Source organism: Actinomycetospora sp. 2LY8.5 (genome assembly GCF_057180585.1).
In genome coordinates this window covers 13,530-29,973 of the sequence record NZ_JBXUHE010000059.1, presented here as the reverse complement: position 1 = coordinate 29,973, position 16,444 = coordinate 13,530, and the positions used below count along the sequence as shown (strand labels likewise).

Sequence of the window (16,444 nt, the reverse complement as noted above, 5' to 3'; positions counted from 1 at the left end):
CGCACGCGTCGCCCAACGCCTCCTGGCCATGACCGCCGCCATCTGGCACAACCGAGCCACCGGCCAGCCCCTGACCCGATCACTGATCGCCTACGACCACTGATCGGGTTCGGACTTACTCGTCTAGTAGGGCGGCGTGGTCGGCAGCGAACGCGCTGTTCGCTGCTTCTTTGCGCGCGAAGTCCCCGTTCGCTCCGGGGCGGACCCGCGCCCGCGCGCGGTGGTGGAGATCACGAGCGCGTCGTGGTCCCCGCGGATCCGGCACCGAGTTCAGCTGAGCGGAACTCCGCGCTGGTCACCCCGGGTCGCGGACGAGCATCGTCGTCCCCGTGCCCACACAGCTCTCCGAAACGGCCGTGGAGCAGGCCGCCGACCGGCTCGCCGGCGCCGCCGCGACCGGGACGCCCTGCGCCCCGGTCCGCGACCTCATCGGCCCCGACGACGTCGACGCCGCCTACGCCGTGCAGCGCAGGCTCGCCGCCCGGCGCACCGAGGCCGGCGCGCGGGTCGTCGGTCGCAAGATCGGTCTGACGAACCCGGCGGTGCAGGCCCAGCTCGGCGTCGACACCCCCGACTTCGGTGTGCTCTTCGACGACATGGCCGTCGCCGACGGGGCGAGCGTGCCCGTCGGCCGGCTCCTGCAGCCCCGGATCGAGGCCGAGGTGGCGTTCGTGCTCGGCGCCGACCTGGCCGACGCCGACCTCACCGACGCGCAGGTGCGCGCCGCCGTCGGCCACCAGCGCGCCGCGCTCGAGATCGTCGACAGCCGGATCGCGGGCTGGGACATCACCTTCGGCGACACCGTCGCCGACAACGGCTCCAGCGGCCTCTATGTCCTCGGCCCGGATCGGGTCCGGCTCGACCAGCTGCGCCCGGTCGACGTCGCCATGACCCTGCGCCGCGGCGACGAGCAGGTCTCCGCGGGCACCGGAGCAGCCTGCCTCGGCGACCCGCTCGCCGCCCTGGCCTGGCTCGCCCGCACCGCGCGCGACCTCGGCGACCCGCTGCGCGCAGGCGAGGTGATCCTCTCCGGCGCGCTCGGACCCATGGTCCCGGTGACGCCGGGGGACGCGTACTCCGCCCACATCACCGGCCTGGGCGAGGTCACCGTCCGCTTCGGAGGCGAGGAATGACCACGAAGGTCGCGATCATCGGGTCCGGCAACATCGGCTCCGACCTCATGCTCAAGATCGTCCGGCTGTCGGACACGCTCGAGGTCGCCGCGATGGTCGGCATCGACCCCGACTCCGACGGCCTCGCCCGCGCGCGCCGGCTCGGGATCGCCGCGGTCGACACCGGCGCGCAGGGGCTGACCGCGCTCGACGGCTTCGACGACATCGACCTCGTGTTCGACGCGACGTCGGCGAGAGCGCACGTCGCGAACGCCGCGCTGCTCCGCCCGTACGGCAAGCGCCTGATCGACCTCACGCCCGCGGCCATCGGCCCGTCCGTGGTGCCCCCGGTGAACCTCGACAGCCTCGCCGACGCCGGATGCGTCAACATGGTCACCTGCGGCGGCCAGGCCACGATCCCGATCGTCGCGGCGATCTCCTCGGTCGCCCCCGTGCCCTGGGCCGAGATCGTCGCCTCGATCGCGTCGAGGTCGGCGGGCCCCGGGACGCGGGCGAACATCGACGAGTTCACCGAGACGACGGCCGCCGCGATCGAGCAGGTCGGCGGGGCCGGGCGCGGCAAGGCGATCATCGTGCTGAACCCGGCCGACCCGCCGCTGATCATGCGCGACACGGTGCTCTGCCTCGTCGGGGACGCCACCACCCCGCAGGACCCGGAGCTCCTCGCCGCGGAGATCACCACCGCGGTCGAGGCCATGGTCAAGACCGTCGCCGAGTACGTCCCCGGCTACCGCCTCAAGCAGGCCGTCCAGGTCCGAGCGGTCCCGGCCGACGAGCCGCTGCACACGCTGATCGGCGAGGCGACGGACCGGAGGCCCACCCACCAGGTCACGGTGTTCCTCGAGGTCGAGGGCGCCGCGCACTACCTCCCGGCCTACGCCGGCAACCTCGACATCATGACCTCGGCGGCCCTGCGCGTCGGCGAGGAACTGGCCACCCGGAGCGCCCGATGAGCACTCTCTACATCCAGGACGTGACCCTCCGGGACGGCATGCACGCCATCCGCCACCGCCTCGCCCCGGAGGCGGTCGGCACGATCACCCGCGCGCTGGCCGACGCGGGTGTCGACGCCATCGAGGTCTCCCACGGCGACGGTCTCGCCGGCGCCAGCCTCACCTACGGACCCGGGTCGCACACCGACTGGGAGTGGATCGGCGCCGCGGCCGAGGCGATCGCGGCGTCGGACAACAGCCCGGTGCTGACCACCCTGCTGCTGCCGGGGATCGGCACCATGCACGAGCTGCGCCGCGCCCACGAGCTCGGCGTCCGGTCGGTCCGCGTCGCCACCCACTGCACCGAGGCCGACATCGCCGCCCAGCACATCGCCGGGGCCCGCGAGCTGGGCATGGACGTCTCCGGCTTCCTCATGATGAGCCACATGGCCCCGCCCGACGAGCTCGCGCGGCAGGCCGAGCTGATGGAGTCGTACGGCGCGCACTGCGTCTACGTCACCGACTCGGGCGGGCGCCTGACCATGCCTGACGTCGAAGCGCGCATCCGCGCCTACCGCGACGTGCTCGACGAGGGCACCCAGATCGGCATCCACGCCCACGAGAACCTCTCGCTGTCGGTGGCCAACTCCGTGGTCGCCGTCGAGAACGGCGTCACCCGCGTCGACGCGTCGCTGGCGGGTCAGGGCGCCGGTGCCGGCAACTGCCCGATCGAGGCCTTCGTCGCCGTCGCGGACATCCACGGCTGGACCCACCGCTGCGACCTGTTCGCGCTGCAGGACGCGGCCGACGACCTCGTGCGCCCGCTGCAGGACCGCCCCGTGCGCGTCGACCGCGAGACGCTCACCCTCGGCTACGCCGGGGTCTACGGCAGCTTCCTGCGCCACGCCGAGAACGCCGCCGCCCACCACGGGGTCGACACGCGCACCCTGCTCATGGAGGCCGGGCGCCGCGGGCTCGTCGGCGGGCAGGAGGACATGCTCACCGACATCGCGCTCGACCTCGTCGCGACCCGCGGAGCAGCCTGAACGCGGCAGACTGGGTCCCATGGCGCGCACGGTGGACTGGGACGACGGTGACGGTGGTGCAATCACGGCCATCGACCAGCGGGCGCTGCCCGCGGAGTACCGGGTCCAGCGTCTCGCCTCGATCGACTCGCTGGTCGCCGCGATCGCGGACCTGACGATCCGGGGCGCACCCGCGCTGGGCGCCGCGGGCGCCCTCGGCGTCGCGCTGGCCGTGCGCCGCCACCCCGACGACCCCGAGCGCGTGCGCGCCGAGGCCGAGCGGGTCGCGGCGGTCCGGCCGACCGCGGTGAACCTGCGCCGGGGCGTCGAGCGGGCGCTGACCCGGCTCGACGACGGTGCCGACGCGGTGGTCGCCGAGGCGTGCGCCGTGCTCGACGAGGACGAGGCCACCAACCGCCTGCTGAGCAGCCGCGCCGCCGACGTCCTGACGGCCCTGGGTCCGGACCGGCCCCTGCGCCTGCTCACCCACTGCAACTCGGGCGCCCTCGCCACGGTCGCGTGGGGCACCGGGCTGGGTGCGATCCGCGAGCTCGCCGAGCGCGGCCGGATCGCCGAGGTCCTCGCGTGCGAGACCCGCCCGCTGCTGCAGGGCGCGCGGCTGACCGCCTGGGAGCTGCGGGAGATGGGCGTCGCCCACCGCCTGCTCGTCGACTCCGCCGCCGCGTCCGCGATGGCCCGCGGCCTCGTCGACGGCGTGGTCGTCGGCGCCGACCGGGTCGCGGCCAACGGCGACGCCGCCAACAAGATCGGCACCTACGCGCTGGCCTGTGCCGCGGCGCGCCACGGGCGGCCGATGGTCGTGGTGGCGCCCGAGTCCACCGTCGACCACGACACCGCCTCCGGCGCCGACATCGTCATCGAGGAGCGGGACGGCGACGAGGTGCTGGCGTTCGCGGGCGTGCCGACCGCGCCGGCGGGCACGCCCGTCTACAACCCCGCCTTCGACGTGACGCCCGCCGACCTGCTCGCCGCCGTGGTCACCGAGCAGGCGACGTTCCGCGCCGGGGCGTGGGAGTACGCGACGGTGCTGAGATGATGATGTGGGAATGAAGCTCCGCGACGAGCGCGAGGCCGTGATCGACTACTCGCGCCGGATGGCGGGCGACGGGCTCGCGGTCGGCACCTCGGGCAACGTCTCGGTCCGCACCGGCGACCTCGTCGCGATCACGCCGACCGGTGTCGCCTACGACGACCTCAGCGCGGCCGACGTCTGCCTCGTCGACCTCGACGGCGAGCCGGTGGACTCGCGGCTGCGGCCCTCGTCCGAGGTCCCGATGCACACCGCGGTGTACCGCGCGACCGACGCCGGCGCCGTCGTCCACACCCACCCGCTGCACGCGACCGCGCTCTCCACGCTGGTCGACGAGCTGCCGGCCGTGCACTACCTGATCGCGCTGCTCGGGGGACCGGTGCGCGTCGTGCCCTATGCGCCGTACGGCACCGAGGAGCTCGCCCGCCTCGGCGTCGAGGGCCTGGTCGACCGCACCGCGGTGATCCTGGCCAACCACGGCGCCACCACCTACGGCGAGCACCTCGAGCAGGCCTACACGCGCAGCGTCTACCTGGAGTGGCTCTGCCGGCTCTACGCGCAGGCGCGCACGCTCGGCGAACCCCACCTGCTCGACGCCGACCAGCTCGAGGCGGCGCGCGTCGCGTTCGGGGGCTACGGGCAGCGATAGCCGGTCAGGGAAGCGTCGCCCGCACCTTCGCGGCCCCGTCGACCATCGCGCGCAGCTTCGCCGTCGCGACCGCGGTCGGCAGGTTCCGCAGCCCGCAGTCGGGATTGACGACGAGCCGCTCGGCGGGCACGAACTCCAGCGCGCGCCGGATGCGCGCCTCGACGGTCTCGGGCGTCTCGACCGTCCGTGACTTCACGTCGACGACCCCGACACCGATCGCGCGGTCCCACCCGGAGCGCTCGATCACCGGGAGGTCCTCGTCGCCCTTGCGCGCGAACTCGAGGACGAGCTGGTCGACGTCGACGTCGAGGACCGCGGGGAACAGGAAGTCGTAGTGCCCCTCCCACAGCGGACGGGCGTAGCGGTTGCCGTAGCAGACGTGCAGCGCCCAGGTCACGTCGACGTCGCGGGTCACGATGTTGATCGCCTCGACCGCGAGCCCGATCTGCTCGGGGTGGCCGGCGAGGAACGGCTCGTCGATCTGCAGCAGCGTCGCGCCCGCGTCGCGCAGCGCGCCGGCCGCGTCCGCGAGCACGTGGGCGATCGCCCGCACGAGGTCGGCGTGGTCGGCGTGCACGGTGTCGGTGACGCGCCGCGCGAGCGAGAACGGGCCCGTGAACGAGAACTTCACCGGACGGTCGGTGCGGGCGCGCGTGAACGCGAAGTCGGCGTCGAGACCCAGGCCCGGGGCGCTCGACGGCGGGCGCGGCGTCGTGCGCACGCGAGCGTCGTAGTAGTCGTAGTAGAAGTCCTTGCCGGTCTGCGGGATGTCGATGCCGGGGATGCGCGCGAGCAGGTAGTCGACGTCGTTGTCCCGGCGCAGCTCGCCGTCGGAGACGATGTCGATCCCGGCGAGCTCCTGCTCCTTGATCGCGGCGGTCACCGCGCAGTCGTGGATCTCGTCGAGCTGGGTGCGGCTCATGCGGCTGCGGAACCAGTCGGTCTTGAGGCGCTCGAGCCACTCCGGGACGGGCCAGGAGCCGACGACGGCGGTGGGTAGCAGCACGGGCGAATCGGCCATCAGTCCCTCACCTGCGCGGTCATCGTGACGATGTTCGTGCCCGTCCGGTGGGCGAACGGGGCGTAGGAGACGTCGAAGCCGCGCCGCCGGCCGATGTGGGCGAGCAGTGGGCCGTTCACCCAGTTCACGACCGACCCGTCGTACTTGCCGGGGCCGCGGAACCCGCTGCGGTAGGCACTCACGTCGCGGGCGAACAGGTCGTGGCAGACGAGCTTGCCGAAGGGGTGGAGCAGCCCGATCGTCTCGGTGAAGCTCGCGACCGCGCCGTTGCTGACGTGCATGCGCACGTCCGCGCCGGACTCCAGCAGCGGGCGCAGCGCCTCGCCGTTGACGGTGGGGGAGAGCTCGTAGAGATCCAGGCCGGCGAGGCCCGTGTAGCGCTCGGCGAGCCGTACCGCCGACCAGACCCTCCGCCAGAACGCCACGGCCGCCTCCGGGTCGGCGACGTGGTCCGGGCGCGCCTCGGCCAGCAGCGTCGGGCCGAGGCGCAGCAGCGTCTGCACCAGGCCGGGGAGCTGGTCGGGGCGCGCGTTCACCGAGGCGGCGATCTCGGCGGCGTCGTCGGCGGGCAGGTACGCCCGCGACTCGACGAGGTAGGTGCGCCCACCGAGCTGCGCGACCTCGTCGGTCGGCAGGTTGTCGTAGACGTTCGAGATGTAGATCAGGAACACCCGGAACTGCAGGAACGCCAGCACCGTCCGCGGCTTCGTCGCGTCCACCACGAACGCGCTGACGTGCTCGGCGTGGTCGGCGACGGTCTCGCGGGCCAGGTCGAGGACGTGCTGCGAGTAGTCGCACATGAGGTAGTGCAGCCGCCGGTAGTACCCGCGCCCGTGGGCGACGTCCATGTCGCGGAGCTCGTCGAGGAACACCCGGGCCTGCGCGCCGTTGCCGACACCGATCTCGACGACGTAGAGCTCGGGCGGCAGCGCGCCGCGGTCGGCGAGCCCGTCCCACACCGCGAACAGCTCGCCGATGACGTCGCGGGCGGCGCCGCGGTTGCGGGCGTCGGTCTCCCCGCCGGGCAGGGCCTGTTCGTACGTCTGCCCCGTGGCCTTCTCCCAGAGCTCGAGCGCCGACCAGTACAGGGCGTTGAAGCCCCAGATGCAGCTCTGCCGCGTCGGTCCCCAGTCCTCGAGCAGGACGTCCCGGGTGGTCCGCGCCCCGAGGACGTCGCGCGTGCGCTCCCGTAGGTCGACCCCTGACGCGCGGCGCACGTCGACGGCGACCTCGAGGTCGTCGTCGCGCACGCCCTCGGGGACCGGGGCGTCCGCTTCCGCTGCCTCGAAGGGTCGAGCTCCCCTCTCGGCGTGCTCCCCTTCTCGCTGCGTCTCCCGCCGGATCGGCCGGACCTCCACGACGTCGCGGAAGTTCTGCTTGTACTGCACCCAGTCGCAGACGACGCGGACCCGCGACAGGTCCGTTCCGCTCTCCCCGAGCGCGCCCACCACCGGACCGAGCGATTCGTCGATGGTCACCGGGCTCGTGCGACTGCACAGCCGCGCGTGCGGGCGGAAGTCCACGAGCATGCGCATCTCCCTCGTCGGCGACCTCTGCTCGCAGCCTGCTGCCCGGCAGTGACGTGCGTCATCGTCGCCGACGACAGGAAACGGCCGCGCAGCCTTGTGGTGGCGCACGAAGCGTCGGACGCCTCCGCCCGCGACACTCGCGGACGTACCCCTTCACACCGGCGAGCCCGGAGGTCCGATGGACGACGACGCCGTGCGCCGGTTGCTCACCGACGTCAGCATCGAGGTGACCCCGCGCGAGACGGCCACGCTCGACGAGGCGGCCGCGGTGCTTCCGGCGGGGACCCGCGTCTACGTCACCGACCTCGCGGGCGTCGACCTGCAGCGCGGCCTCGACGCGGCGGCGCGCATCCGGGAGCACGGCCTGCGCCCGGTGGTGCACCTCGCCGTCCGCGCGATCCCGGACCTCGTGGCGCTCGATCGGACACTCGGGTGCCTGGTCGACGCCGGGGTCGAGGACCTGCTGCTGATCGCCGGATCGCGCCCGCCGGCGGGCGAGGTCGAGAACACGCTGCAGGTGCTGGAGTCCGAGGCGTTCGCGCGGCGCACGTTCGTGAGCGTCGGCGTGGCCGGTCACCCCGAGGGCAACCCGGGCGTCGACGAGAGCGCCGTCGACCACGCCCTCGCGCGCAAGGACAAGATCGCGCGCGAGGACGGGTTGCCGCTGGAGGTCGTCACCCAGTTCGGCTTCGCCGCCGACCCGGTCCTCGGCTGGGAGCGACGCGTGCGCGCGGCGGGCATCCGCCTGCCCGTGCGCGTCGGGCTCCCCGGCCTCACGTCGCCGGCCCGTCTCGTGAAGTTCGGGCTGTCCTGCGGTGTCGGGCCGTCGCTCGCGGTGCTGCGCAAGCAGACCGGCAGCGTGCTCAAGCTCGCCACCGCCACCTACCGGCCGACCGACACCCTGCGCGGGCTCGCCCGGGCGGTCGCGGCCGACCCCGAGAGCCTGATCTCGGCGGTGCACTTCTTCCCGTTCGGGGCCGTCGTGCCCACCGCGCGCTGGGCGGCGGCGGTCCGTGACGGGGCGCCCCTGGACCGGTGACGGATCTGGACCCGGGCGCCGGGCGCGGTGACCATGAGCCGATGACGACCAAGGAACCGCAGGTCGCGACCACCGACGGGCCGCCCCCGTGGGTCCTGCGGCTGCTGAGCCTGACGACCTACGTCGGCATCGCCGGGTTCGTCGTGGCGGAGATCGTCCAGATCGCGCAGTACGGCACCGACGGCCTGCTCGCGGCGTCCTTCCTCAACGCGCTGGCCTGGATCGTCGGCGTCAACGCGATCATCGTCGGCTCCGGCCACCTCGTGATGCCCGACCCGGTCGCCGACTCCATCGGCTGGCCGCGCGGCAGCCCGTTCCAGTGGGAGGTCGGGCTCGCCGGGCTGCTCATCGGCGTGCTCGGCGTGACGGCGCCGATGTTCGACCGCGACTTCCAGCTCGCCGCCGTCATCGCGTTCTCGATCTTCTACCTCGGCGCCGCCGTCGGGCACGTGGTGCAGCTGGTCCGCGCGCACGACACCTCGCCCGGGAACACCGGCTTCATCTTCTGGTTCGACGTGATCGCGCCGCTCGGGCTGATCGCGCTCTACATCGCCACCTGAGGCGGCGCGCGGCGCAGCGCCGCCGGCCGCCCGGCACGACCAAGCTCCGGGGAGGGTCTGTCACGGCCTGAGACGTCGTCGGGGTCGGTCGTCGCGGTGGGCGACGGTGGCGGAGTCGAGGGCCCGGAAGTCGTCGGCGTGGTCGCGGGCCCAGTCGGCGAACGTGCGCGCAGGGTGCCCGGTGACGCGCTCGACGTCGGCGCTGACCCGCTCCGGCGACGTCTCGAGCGTGGCCCAGTAGGCGAGCGCGGCCGCGGCGTACTCCGGTCCCAGCGCCGCCGCGGTCTCCGCCTCGGCGTCCGCGGCGCTCTGGTGGTGCACGGACCCGCCGAGGACCTCCACCTGCCGGCGCATGGTGAGCTGCTCCGGGCCGGTGATCTCGTACGCGTGCCCCTCGTGCCGCGGGTCGAGCAGGCACGCCACGGCGACGTCGGCGATGTCGCGCTCGTGGACCGGCGACCGCACCGCCTCCGGGTAGGGCAGCGCCACGGTCCGGCCGGCGCGGATCGCCGGCGCCCACTCCAGGGCGTTGGCGGCGAAACCGCCGGCGCGCAGGAAGCTCCAGCCGACCCCGGTGGCGCGCAGCGCGGCCTCGACGTCGGCCCAGGCGCCCTCCATCGGCCCGGCGCGCTCGCCCTGCAGCTCGGCGGCGGAGAGGTACACGACGTGGCGGACGTGCGCGGCGAGCGCCCCCGCGGTCGCGTCCGCGCCGGTGCCGTCGAACCCGGGCCAGAGCAGGAACGCGGCGTCGGCCTCCCCTCCGGAGGTCGAGCTCCGCTCCGCGCCGTCTCCCGCCGCGGCCCGCGCGACGTCGTCGGGTGAGGTCAGGTCGCCGGTGACCACGTCGACGGCGTCGGGCAGCCCGGCCGTGGCGGGGGACCGGACCAGGGCGCGGACGCGCACCCCGGCGTCGAGCAGGGCGGGCACGAGGTGGCGGCCGACGTTGCCGGTGGCGCCGGTGACGAGAACGGTGCGTGAGTTCATGGCCCGCAGGCTCGGGCCTCGAGGAAGGTCGAGGTCAAGAGCAGGAGGTCAAGAGCAGGACGTCAGGTGCCGGGCGGGTCGTCCAGGAAGTCGGCGGTCGGCACGAAGTAGAGGTTGCCGGTGATCGCCGTGGAGAAGTCGAGGATCCGGTCGTGGTGGCCCTCGGCGCTGCCCACGAACATGTTCTGCAGCATCTGCTCGAGCACCGCCGGGTCGCGGGTGTAGCCGACGAAGTAGGTGCCGAACTCGTCGGCGCCGACGTGCCCGAAGGGCATGTTGAACCGCAGGATCTCCTGCTCCTCGCCGTGCTCGTCCTCGATCACGTTGAGCGCGATGTGCGAGTTCGGTGGCTTGCGGTCGTCCGGCATCTCGACGTCCTGGAGCTTGGTGCGCCCGATGGCGTTCTCCTGCTCCTCGGTGGACAGCGCGTTCCAGGCGTCCATGTCGTGGAGGTACTTCTGGGTGACGACGTAGCTGCCGTTCTCGAACTCCGGGTCCTCGTCGCCGATCAGCACGGCGGCCCGTGCGGCGTTGCCCTCGGGGTTCTCGGTGCCGTCGACGAATCCCAGCAGGTCGCGCTCGTCGAAGAACCGGAAGCCGTGCACCTCGTCGACCACCCGTGCGTGCGGGCGCAGCCGCGTGGTCAGCAGGTGCGCCAGCTCGAAGCACATGTCGAGGCGGTGGGCGCGCAGGTGGACGAGCAGGTCGCCGGGTGTCGACGGCGCGTGGTGGGCGCCGTGCAGCTCGCGGAACGGGTGCAGCCCGCGGGGCCGCGGGCCGGGGAAGAGGCGGTCCCAGGCCGTCGAGCCGATGCCGACGACACAGGTCAGCTCGCCCTCCGGGAGCCGGAAGCCGACCGATCGCTTGAGACCGGACACGTCGGCGAGCACGTCGCGGACGGCGTCCTCGCCGTCCGGCTCGATCACCAGCGTGAGGAAGATCGACGCCTCGGTGAGCGGCGTGAGGACGGCCTGGGGTTCGGGCGAGCTCGTGGTGCTGCCCGGATCGATGGTCGAGGTCCGCCGCGCTCCGTCTCCCTGGTCCATGGAGGTCACCCTGCCCGATCGTGGAAGGTGATCCCATGACTGTCGCCGAGGACTTCGCCGTGCCGCGTCCCGTTCCCGACAACCTCGTCGAGGACCTCACCGGAGTGAACGCGTTCGCCGGCGACGCGGTGGCCTCCGGGGTCCTCGCGCGGTGGGCGCCGTGGGCGCAGGAGCGGGCGGCGGCGCTCGGGGCGAAGGTGTGGGATCCGTGCGTGCTGCCGGCCTCCCGCGATGCGCAGCGCCACACCCCGGAGCTGCGCACACTCGACCGGCTCGGCCGCGAGGTCTTCGAGGTCGACTTCCACCCCGCCTACCGGGCGTGACCGAGGAGGTCATCCAGTCCATCGGCGGCAACGCCTACATCGAGGAGCTGGTCACGACCCCGGAGGACACCGCGCGCTACCTGGTCACCAAGCTCGCCCTCGCGACGCAGGCGGCGCTGCTGGTGAAGGACGCGCCGACGGTCGTGGCGGAGGCGTTCATCGGCTCGCGCCTCGGCACCGGCTGGGGACCGGGTTACGGCACCCTGCGCGGCCCCGACTTCCCGGCGATCATCGGCTTCGCGCGCCTCACCAGCGCGTCATGAGCATCGCGAGGAACGAGGCCCGGTCGGCGAGGGAGAAGTCCGCCGGGCGGGGGGCCGCGGCCACCCACGTCGCGACCTGCAGCGTCCGCAGCTCCGCCATGAGCGCGATCTCGTCGTCCGCGGGGGCGTCGGGGTAGGCGTCGAGCGCGCGCCGGTCGCCCGGCTCGGGGCGTAGGTTGGCGACATCCCACGCGCGCGGTCCGAGGCAGGCGTCCTCGAGATCCGCCCAGAGCAGGCCGTCGTGGGTCGGGATGACGTTGCCTGCGAAGACGTCGCCGTGCAGCGGCTGCCAGGGCTCGGGCGGGTGCTCGAGCACGGGCCGCAGGCGTGCGTGGACCTCGTGGAGCGTCGCGACCTGCGCGGCGCCCAGGGGCCCGGAGTCGCGGTCGAGCACCTCGAGGCAGCGTGGGATGTCGTGAGCGGGCCCGGCGAGGACCGGGAGCTCGCCGGGGAAGGTCGCGAGCGCGGCGTGCAGCTCGGCGAGCGCGGGCGCGAGGTCCCGCTCGGTGACCGCGACGTCCGGGAGCGCGGACACGTATCGCCAGAAGGTGATCGTCAGCCCGTCGCGCACGTGCGGACCCGGCGGCAGCTCGTCACTCAGCGGAACGACGGCGGCCTCCACCGACTGCAGGTGCCGCACGACCTCGACCTCCCGCGCCCGCCACGCCGTCCCGGGGCGCAGCACGCGGTAGAGCGTCGGGACGCGCGCGACGACCGGGCTCGGCCGCAGGTGCACGACCGTGCTGTAGCCGTCGGCGAGCACGACCGGGTCGTCGCCGCGAACGCCGTGCTCGGCGGCGACGGCCCGTGCGGCGGCCACGGCCCGGCGGGCGGCGGCGGTCGCGTCCACGGACGTGATCCTCCCCGGAGAGCTCCGAGGTTCAGAATCCCCGGCTCGGCGCATCGTCCGCTGCCGACGAGCGTGTCGTCGACGCCAGGGCCTCGCCCAGGATGTCGAGCCCGAGGCGCAGGTCGTCCTCGGTGATCGTCAGCGGCGGCGCCATCCGGATCACGCCTCCCAGTCCGGGCAGCTGGACGATGTTGACGTGCAGGCCGCGGCGCAGGCACTCGGCGGTGAGCTCGTGGTTGAGGGCGAGGTTCGGTGTCCGGTCGGCCTTGTCGGTGACGAGCTCGACGCCCTGGAGCAGACCCCGGCCGCGCACGTCGCCGACCTGCTCGTGGCGGTCGCGGAGCTCCCCGAGGCGCCGGTTCATGTCCTCGCCCAGCCTCTTCGCGCGCGCAGCCAGCCCGTCGCGCGTGACCACCCGCAGCACCGTGTGCGCGACCGACGCGGCGAGCGGGTCGGAGACGTGGGTCGTGTAGAAGAGGAAGCCCCGCTCGTGGCAGGTCTGCTCGATCTCGGGGGAGGTCACGACGGCGGCGACCGGCAGGCCCGCGCCGAGGGTCTTCGACAGCGTGACCAGATCCGGGGCGACCCCGTCGCGCTCGAACGCGTACATCGTGCCGGTGCGCCCGACCCCGGTCTGGGCCTCGTCGAGGATCAGCAGCATGCCGCGCTCGTCGCACTTCTCGCGCAGCCCCGCCAGGTAGCCGGGCGGGAGCTCGATGATCCCGCCCGAGGACACGATCGGTTCGACGAGGCAGGCCGCGAGGCTGCCGGCGGACTGACGGTCGATCAGCTCGAAGCCGAAGTCGAGCTCGGTCTCCCAGTCGTGGCTGCCGTCGGCGCGCCGGAAGGGGGAGCGGTAGGCGTCGGGCGTCGGCAGCGCGAGGGTGCCGGGGATCGGCGGGCCGTACCCGCGGCGGCCGGCCGAGAACGTCGCCGCCGCGGCGCCCGAGGTCATCCCGTGCCAGGAGCGGTCGAACGAGACGATCTCCCAGCGGCCGGTGGCCAGCTTGGCCATCTTCAGCGCGGCCTCGTTGGACTCGGCCCCGGTGCTGACGAGCATGACCTTGGACAGCGAGGCGGGCAGCGTGCCGGCCAGCGCGGCCGCGAAGTCCAGCACCGGCGGGCTGAGCATGCCGCTGTGCAGGTGGTCGAGCGTCGCGGCGGCCGCGCGGACGGTCTCGACGACCTCGGGGTGCGAGTGACCCAGCACCGAGCTCATCTGGCCGGAGGTGAAGTCGAGGACCTCGGCGCCGTCGCGCGTGATCACCCGCGACCCGGTGGCCCGCTCGATCAGGTCCGGCGCGAACGGGACGCCGTAGCGGACGAGGTGCTCGCTGAAGTCCGACACGGTGTCGAGAGTGGAGCCGAACTTGTCCTAGGTCAAGCGCGCGTCCGGTCGCCCATCTCCCCCACGACCTCGACGACCATCCGGATCGAGCCCTCGTCGAGGACGTTGCCGAACTCGACGACCGTCGTGTCCGGCCCCGCGCCGGTCCCGAGCGCGGGTTCCTCGCTCGGGACGACGAGCACGGCGAGATCGCGCGGGACGTCCCCGTCGCGGGGCACGACGACGACGTCGGCGATCCCCGCCGCGACGAACCAGTCCCGCACCTGCTCGGCCTGGTGCGCCGTCGAGTACCGCACGCCGACCCGCGCGCCCTCGGCCAGGTCGGCGACCCGCGTCAGGGTCCGGATGTGCGGTGCGACCACGACCGCGACCGTCTCGACCTCGCGGTGCGCGCGGAGGGCCCAGCGCCGGACCTCGGCGAGGTGGAAGAACGTGGTGACGACGAGGTCGGCGTCGGCGGCCGTCGTGTCGAGCTCGTCGAGCAGGCTCGGGCTGACCTCGGTGTGCAGGCGTTCGCTCAGCTCGGCGGCGAAGGCCTGCGCGCGCTCGGGGTTGCACTCGACGAACACCGCGCGGACGTCGGTGGCGGCGCGCCGGGCGAGGTCGAAGGCGAGGTCGCGGATCTCGTCGGGGGACAGGCCGGAGCGCACGGCGTCGCGGACGGCGGCGGCGAGGGCGCTGCCGGTGGTGTCGGGCTCCCGGGCCGGCGGTGGCGTCGCGACCGCCGTTCCGCCGCCGGCCCGGGTCTCGATCACGCCGAGCTCGCGCAGCGTCGCGTAGGCGCGGGACACGGTGTTGCGGTTGATCCCGAGGCTGTCGGCGAGACGGCGCACGGTGGGGAGCCGCTCGCCGGCGGGCAGCCCGCCGCCCTCGGCCAGCGAGCGGATCTGCTCGACGATCTGCCGGTACGCGGGGGTGTCCGACGTGGCGTCGAGGCTCAGGTCGGGCACGGCGCTCAGCGTGCCATGGTGATGGGCCACGTTCGAGGTGCCGGTGCCGGTGCCGGTGGCGAGGGCGCTGCCGGTGGTGCCGAAGCCGCCGACGTTCCGGCGAAGGGCACCCCTCGCCCGTCCATCCGACCGAAGGTGCCCTTCGGTCGGAACGACCGAGCCTCGGCTAGACCTCAGCCGTCGTCGTCATCACCGCCATCACCGTCATCGCCGTCGGTGTCCGCGGGGGCCGGCTGCTGCGGCGCCGGCTGCTCGACCTGTCCGGGTGCGGGGGCGGGCTGTCCGGGGGCCGGCGCGGCCGGGACCACCTGGCTGGTCTCGGGGCCGTCGTCATCGTCGTCGCCGCCCTCGGCCTGGGGGAACTGGAACACCAGCACCAGTCCGATGATCGCGGCGAGAACCGCGAGGCCCGCTCCGATTCGATCCTTCGTCACTGTCGTCGTCCTCTCTGGCTGCGCGGGGTCGGAGCGGGTCAGTCGTCCACCGGGACCTCGCCGAACACGACGAGGCTGGTGACGAAGTAGGCGACGTACGCCACGAGCAGGACGATGCCGTGCCAGCGGCGCAGCTTCCCGGTGGCCAGGAAGATCGCCGACAGGATCGTGAAGGCCAGCAGGACCGGCATGTGCCAGGCCAGGGTGTCGTCGTCGACGAGGATGGCGCCGCCGACCAGCAGGATGATGCCGAGCTTGCCGGTCACCGAGAACACGACGCTGCCGATGACGTTGGCGATGCCGATCTCCGGGGCCCCGCGCCGGGAGGGCTCGACGCTCAGGAAGATGTCCTCGAGGGTCAGCGCCAGGGTCGCGATGGTGACACCGAAGACCGTGCCCTCGATCTCGAAGTTCTCGAGGATGCCCTCGGTGCCCTGCCCGGCGATCAGGGCACCGACCACGAGGCCGATCAGGGAGATGATCGCCAGGATGATGGTGCCGGTCGGGGAGGTCGCGCGAGCCTTCAGGAAGCCCTGGTCGACGCGCAGGTCGGGCGGCAGGTCGAAGCCGTGGGGGCGCTTGCCGTCGTCACGCGTGCCCGTGTCGCCGCCGTCGTCACCCTCGCGGGTCAGCGTGGCGGTGGCCGTCCCGCCGCCGGCGCCGACGCCGGCCTTCTCGAGCTGCTCGTAGAGCTCGGCGTTGCGGAACACCGGGCGACGTGCGGAGTACTCGCGGTAGCCGATCCAGCCGACGAACGCCACGAACAGCAGGACGAGCAGGATCCCGATGCCGGTGCCCAGCGTCCCGGTCAGCGCCAGCAGGTACATGATCACCGGGGCGGCGACGAACAGGGCCAGGTAGCTCTTCGGCACGTCGACCGGGCACGGTGCCACGATCGCCATCAGCGCGAGGACGATGCCGGTCATCGCGATCGTCGTGCCGACGACCGTGCCGAGGGCGACCTCACTGAGGTCCTCGAGGTTCAGTGCGATCCCGAACGCCAGGTCGTCGAACTCGATCCCGGTGAACACCACCGCGATGAGGAACAGCGACACCGCCCACCGGCTGGCCACCCCGACCAGGTAGCCGATCAGCTTCTCCGCGCTGTACACGAGCACCGCGATGCCCAGGACGAACTCGATGATGGGGATCACGGCACACCACTCCCTGGGCTACGCCGATGTCGGTCAGAGATCGCGTCGCAGGAGATGGTGAGGGTGATCACCCAGGCAAGCAACGGGTTGACTTGCGTCACACTTCGTGCATCGGGGTCACCCCTCGTCCCCGGAGGGGACGAGTGCACAGGA

General features: G+C 73.3%; 18 protein-coding genes and 1 pseudogene. 10 read left to right on the top strand and 9 right to left on the bottom strand.

Annotated features, from left to right (window positions below):
- The 6 genes and pseudogenes from AC2A1K_RS32950 to AC2A1K_RS32925 form a co-directional block, all read left to right on the top strand.
- Window positions 1-103, top strand: a pseudogene (locus AC2A1K_RS32950) (IS982 family transposase); the annotation flags it as partial.
- 226 nt (window positions 104-329) lie between these two features.
- Window positions 330-1,133 (top strand): 2-keto-4-pentenoate hydratase, encoded by an 804-nt coding sequence (locus tag AC2A1K_RS32945; protein ID WP_483900582.1) that lies wholly within the window; start codon window positions 330-332, stop codon window positions 1,131-1,133.
- Window positions 1,130-2,086, top strand: a complete 957-nt coding sequence (locus AC2A1K_RS32940) for an acetaldehyde dehydrogenase (acetylating) (RefSeq protein WP_483900581.1) — start codon at window positions 1,130-1,132, stop codon at window positions 2,084-2,086. Before AC2A1K_RS32945 ends, AC2A1K_RS32940 begins: the two co-directional genes overlap by 4 nt.
- Window positions 2,083-3,111, top strand: coding sequence for a 4-hydroxy-2-oxovalerate aldolase (dmpG, locus tag AC2A1K_RS32935; RefSeq protein ID WP_483900580.1), 1,029 nt, complete (start codon window positions 2,083-2,085; stop codon window positions 3,109-3,111). Before AC2A1K_RS32940 ends, dmpG begins: the two co-directional genes overlap by 4 nt.
- Before the next feature lie 19 nt (window positions 3,112-3,130).
- A complete protein-coding gene (mtnA, locus tag AC2A1K_RS32930; protein WP_483900579.1) occupies window positions 3,131-4,147 on the top strand; it encodes an S-methyl-5-thioribose-1-phosphate isomerase in 1,017 nt (338 codons plus the stop codon).
- Between the two features lie 10 nt (window positions 4,148-4,157).
- Window positions 4,158-4,790 (top strand): class II aldolase/adducin family protein, encoded by a 633-nt coding sequence (locus AC2A1K_RS32925; protein WP_483900578.1) that lies wholly within the window; start codon window positions 4,158-4,160, stop codon window positions 4,788-4,790.
- Window positions 4,791-4,794: 4 nt separating this feature from the next.
- Here the strand turns inward: AC2A1K_RS32925 and AC2A1K_RS32920 are convergent, their stop codons facing one another.
- Together AC2A1K_RS32920 and AC2A1K_RS32915 are read right to left on the bottom strand one after the other, a co-directional pair.
- Complete coding sequence (locus tag AC2A1K_RS32920; protein WP_483900577.1) at window positions 4,795-5,811, bottom strand: uroporphyrinogen decarboxylase/cobalamine-independent methonine synthase family protein; 1,017 nt, start codon at window positions 5,809-5,811, stop codon at window positions 4,795-4,797.
- Window positions 5,811-7,340, bottom strand: coding sequence for a hypothetical protein (locus tag AC2A1K_RS32915; protein ID WP_483900576.1), 1,530 nt, complete (start codon window positions 7,338-7,340; stop codon window positions 5,811-5,813). The genes AC2A1K_RS32920 and AC2A1K_RS32915 overlap by 1 nt, the downstream gene beginning before the upstream one ends.
- A 178-nt stretch (window positions 7,341-7,518) precedes the next feature.
- Between AC2A1K_RS32915 and AC2A1K_RS32910 the strand changes: the two genes are divergently transcribed.
- Entirely contained in the window at window positions 7,519-8,379 is an 861-nt protein-coding gene (locus tag AC2A1K_RS32910) for a methylenetetrahydrofolate reductase (protein ID WP_483900575.1), read from the top strand.
- Window positions 8,380-8,420: 41 nt separating this feature from the next.
- A complete protein-coding gene (locus AC2A1K_RS32905) occupies window positions 8,421-8,939 on the top strand; it encodes a DUF6790 family protein (protein ID WP_483900574.1) in 519 nt (172 codons plus the stop codon).
- A 60-nt stretch (window positions 8,940-8,999) separates the two neighbouring features.
- Here AC2A1K_RS32905 and AC2A1K_RS32900 read toward each other — a convergent pair whose 3' ends face one another.
- Both AC2A1K_RS32900 and AC2A1K_RS32895 read right to left on the bottom strand, forming a co-directional pair.
- Window positions 9,000-9,923: an SDR family oxidoreductase gene (locus tag AC2A1K_RS32900; protein WP_483900573.1), complete on the bottom strand. Its 924-nt coding sequence runs from the start codon at window positions 9,921-9,923 to the stop codon at window positions 9,000-9,002.
- A gap of 62 nt (window positions 9,924-9,985) precedes the next feature.
- Window positions 9,986-10,969, bottom strand: coding sequence for a Dyp-type peroxidase (locus AC2A1K_RS32895; RefSeq protein ID WP_483900572.1), 984 nt, complete (start codon window positions 10,967-10,969; stop codon window positions 9,986-9,988).
- A 35-nt stretch (window positions 10,970-11,004) separates the two neighbouring features.
- Here AC2A1K_RS32895 and AC2A1K_RS32890 point away from each other — a divergent pair, with 35 nt between their 5' ends.
- Both AC2A1K_RS32890 and AC2A1K_RS32885 read left to right on the top strand, forming a co-directional pair.
- Window positions 11,005-11,292 (top strand): hypothetical protein, encoded by a 288-nt coding sequence (locus AC2A1K_RS32890; RefSeq protein ID WP_483900571.1) that lies wholly within the window; start codon window positions 11,005-11,007, stop codon window positions 11,290-11,292.
- Complete coding sequence (locus AC2A1K_RS32885) at window positions 11,289-11,555, top strand: hypothetical protein (protein WP_483900570.1); 267 nt, start codon at window positions 11,289-11,291, stop codon at window positions 11,553-11,555. Before AC2A1K_RS32890 ends, AC2A1K_RS32885 begins: the two co-directional genes overlap by 4 nt.
- Here the strand turns inward: AC2A1K_RS32885 and AC2A1K_RS32880 are convergent.
- The 5 genes from AC2A1K_RS32880 to AC2A1K_RS32860 form a co-directional block, all read right to left on the bottom strand.
- Window positions 11,539-12,405 (bottom strand): phosphotransferase family protein, encoded by an 867-nt coding sequence (locus AC2A1K_RS32880; RefSeq protein WP_483900569.1) that lies wholly within the window; start codon window positions 12,403-12,405, stop codon window positions 11,539-11,541. The genes AC2A1K_RS32885 and AC2A1K_RS32880 overlap by 17 nt on opposite strands.
- Window positions 12,406-12,436: 31 nt before the next feature.
- On the bottom strand, window positions 12,437-13,753 hold the full coding sequence (locus AC2A1K_RS32875) for an aspartate aminotransferase family protein (protein ID WP_483900568.1): 1,317 nt from the start codon (window positions 13,751-13,753) through the stop codon (window positions 12,437-12,439).
- A gap of 32 nt (window positions 13,754-13,785) precedes the next feature.
- A complete protein-coding gene (locus AC2A1K_RS32870) occupies window positions 13,786-14,703 on the bottom strand; it encodes a GntR family transcriptional regulator (protein ID WP_483900567.1) in 918 nt (305 codons plus the stop codon).
- Window positions 14,704-14,876: 173 nt separating this feature from the next.
- Complete coding sequence (locus AC2A1K_RS32865) at window positions 14,877-15,137, bottom strand: hypothetical protein (protein ID WP_483900566.1); 261 nt, start codon at window positions 15,135-15,137, stop codon at window positions 14,877-14,879.
- A 38-nt stretch (window positions 15,138-15,175) separates the two neighbouring features.
- Complete coding sequence (locus AC2A1K_RS32860; protein WP_483900565.1) at window positions 15,176-16,291, bottom strand: sodium:calcium antiporter; 1,116 nt, start codon at window positions 16,289-16,291, stop codon at window positions 15,176-15,178.
- Between the last annotated feature and the right edge of the window lie 153 nt (window positions 16,292-16,444).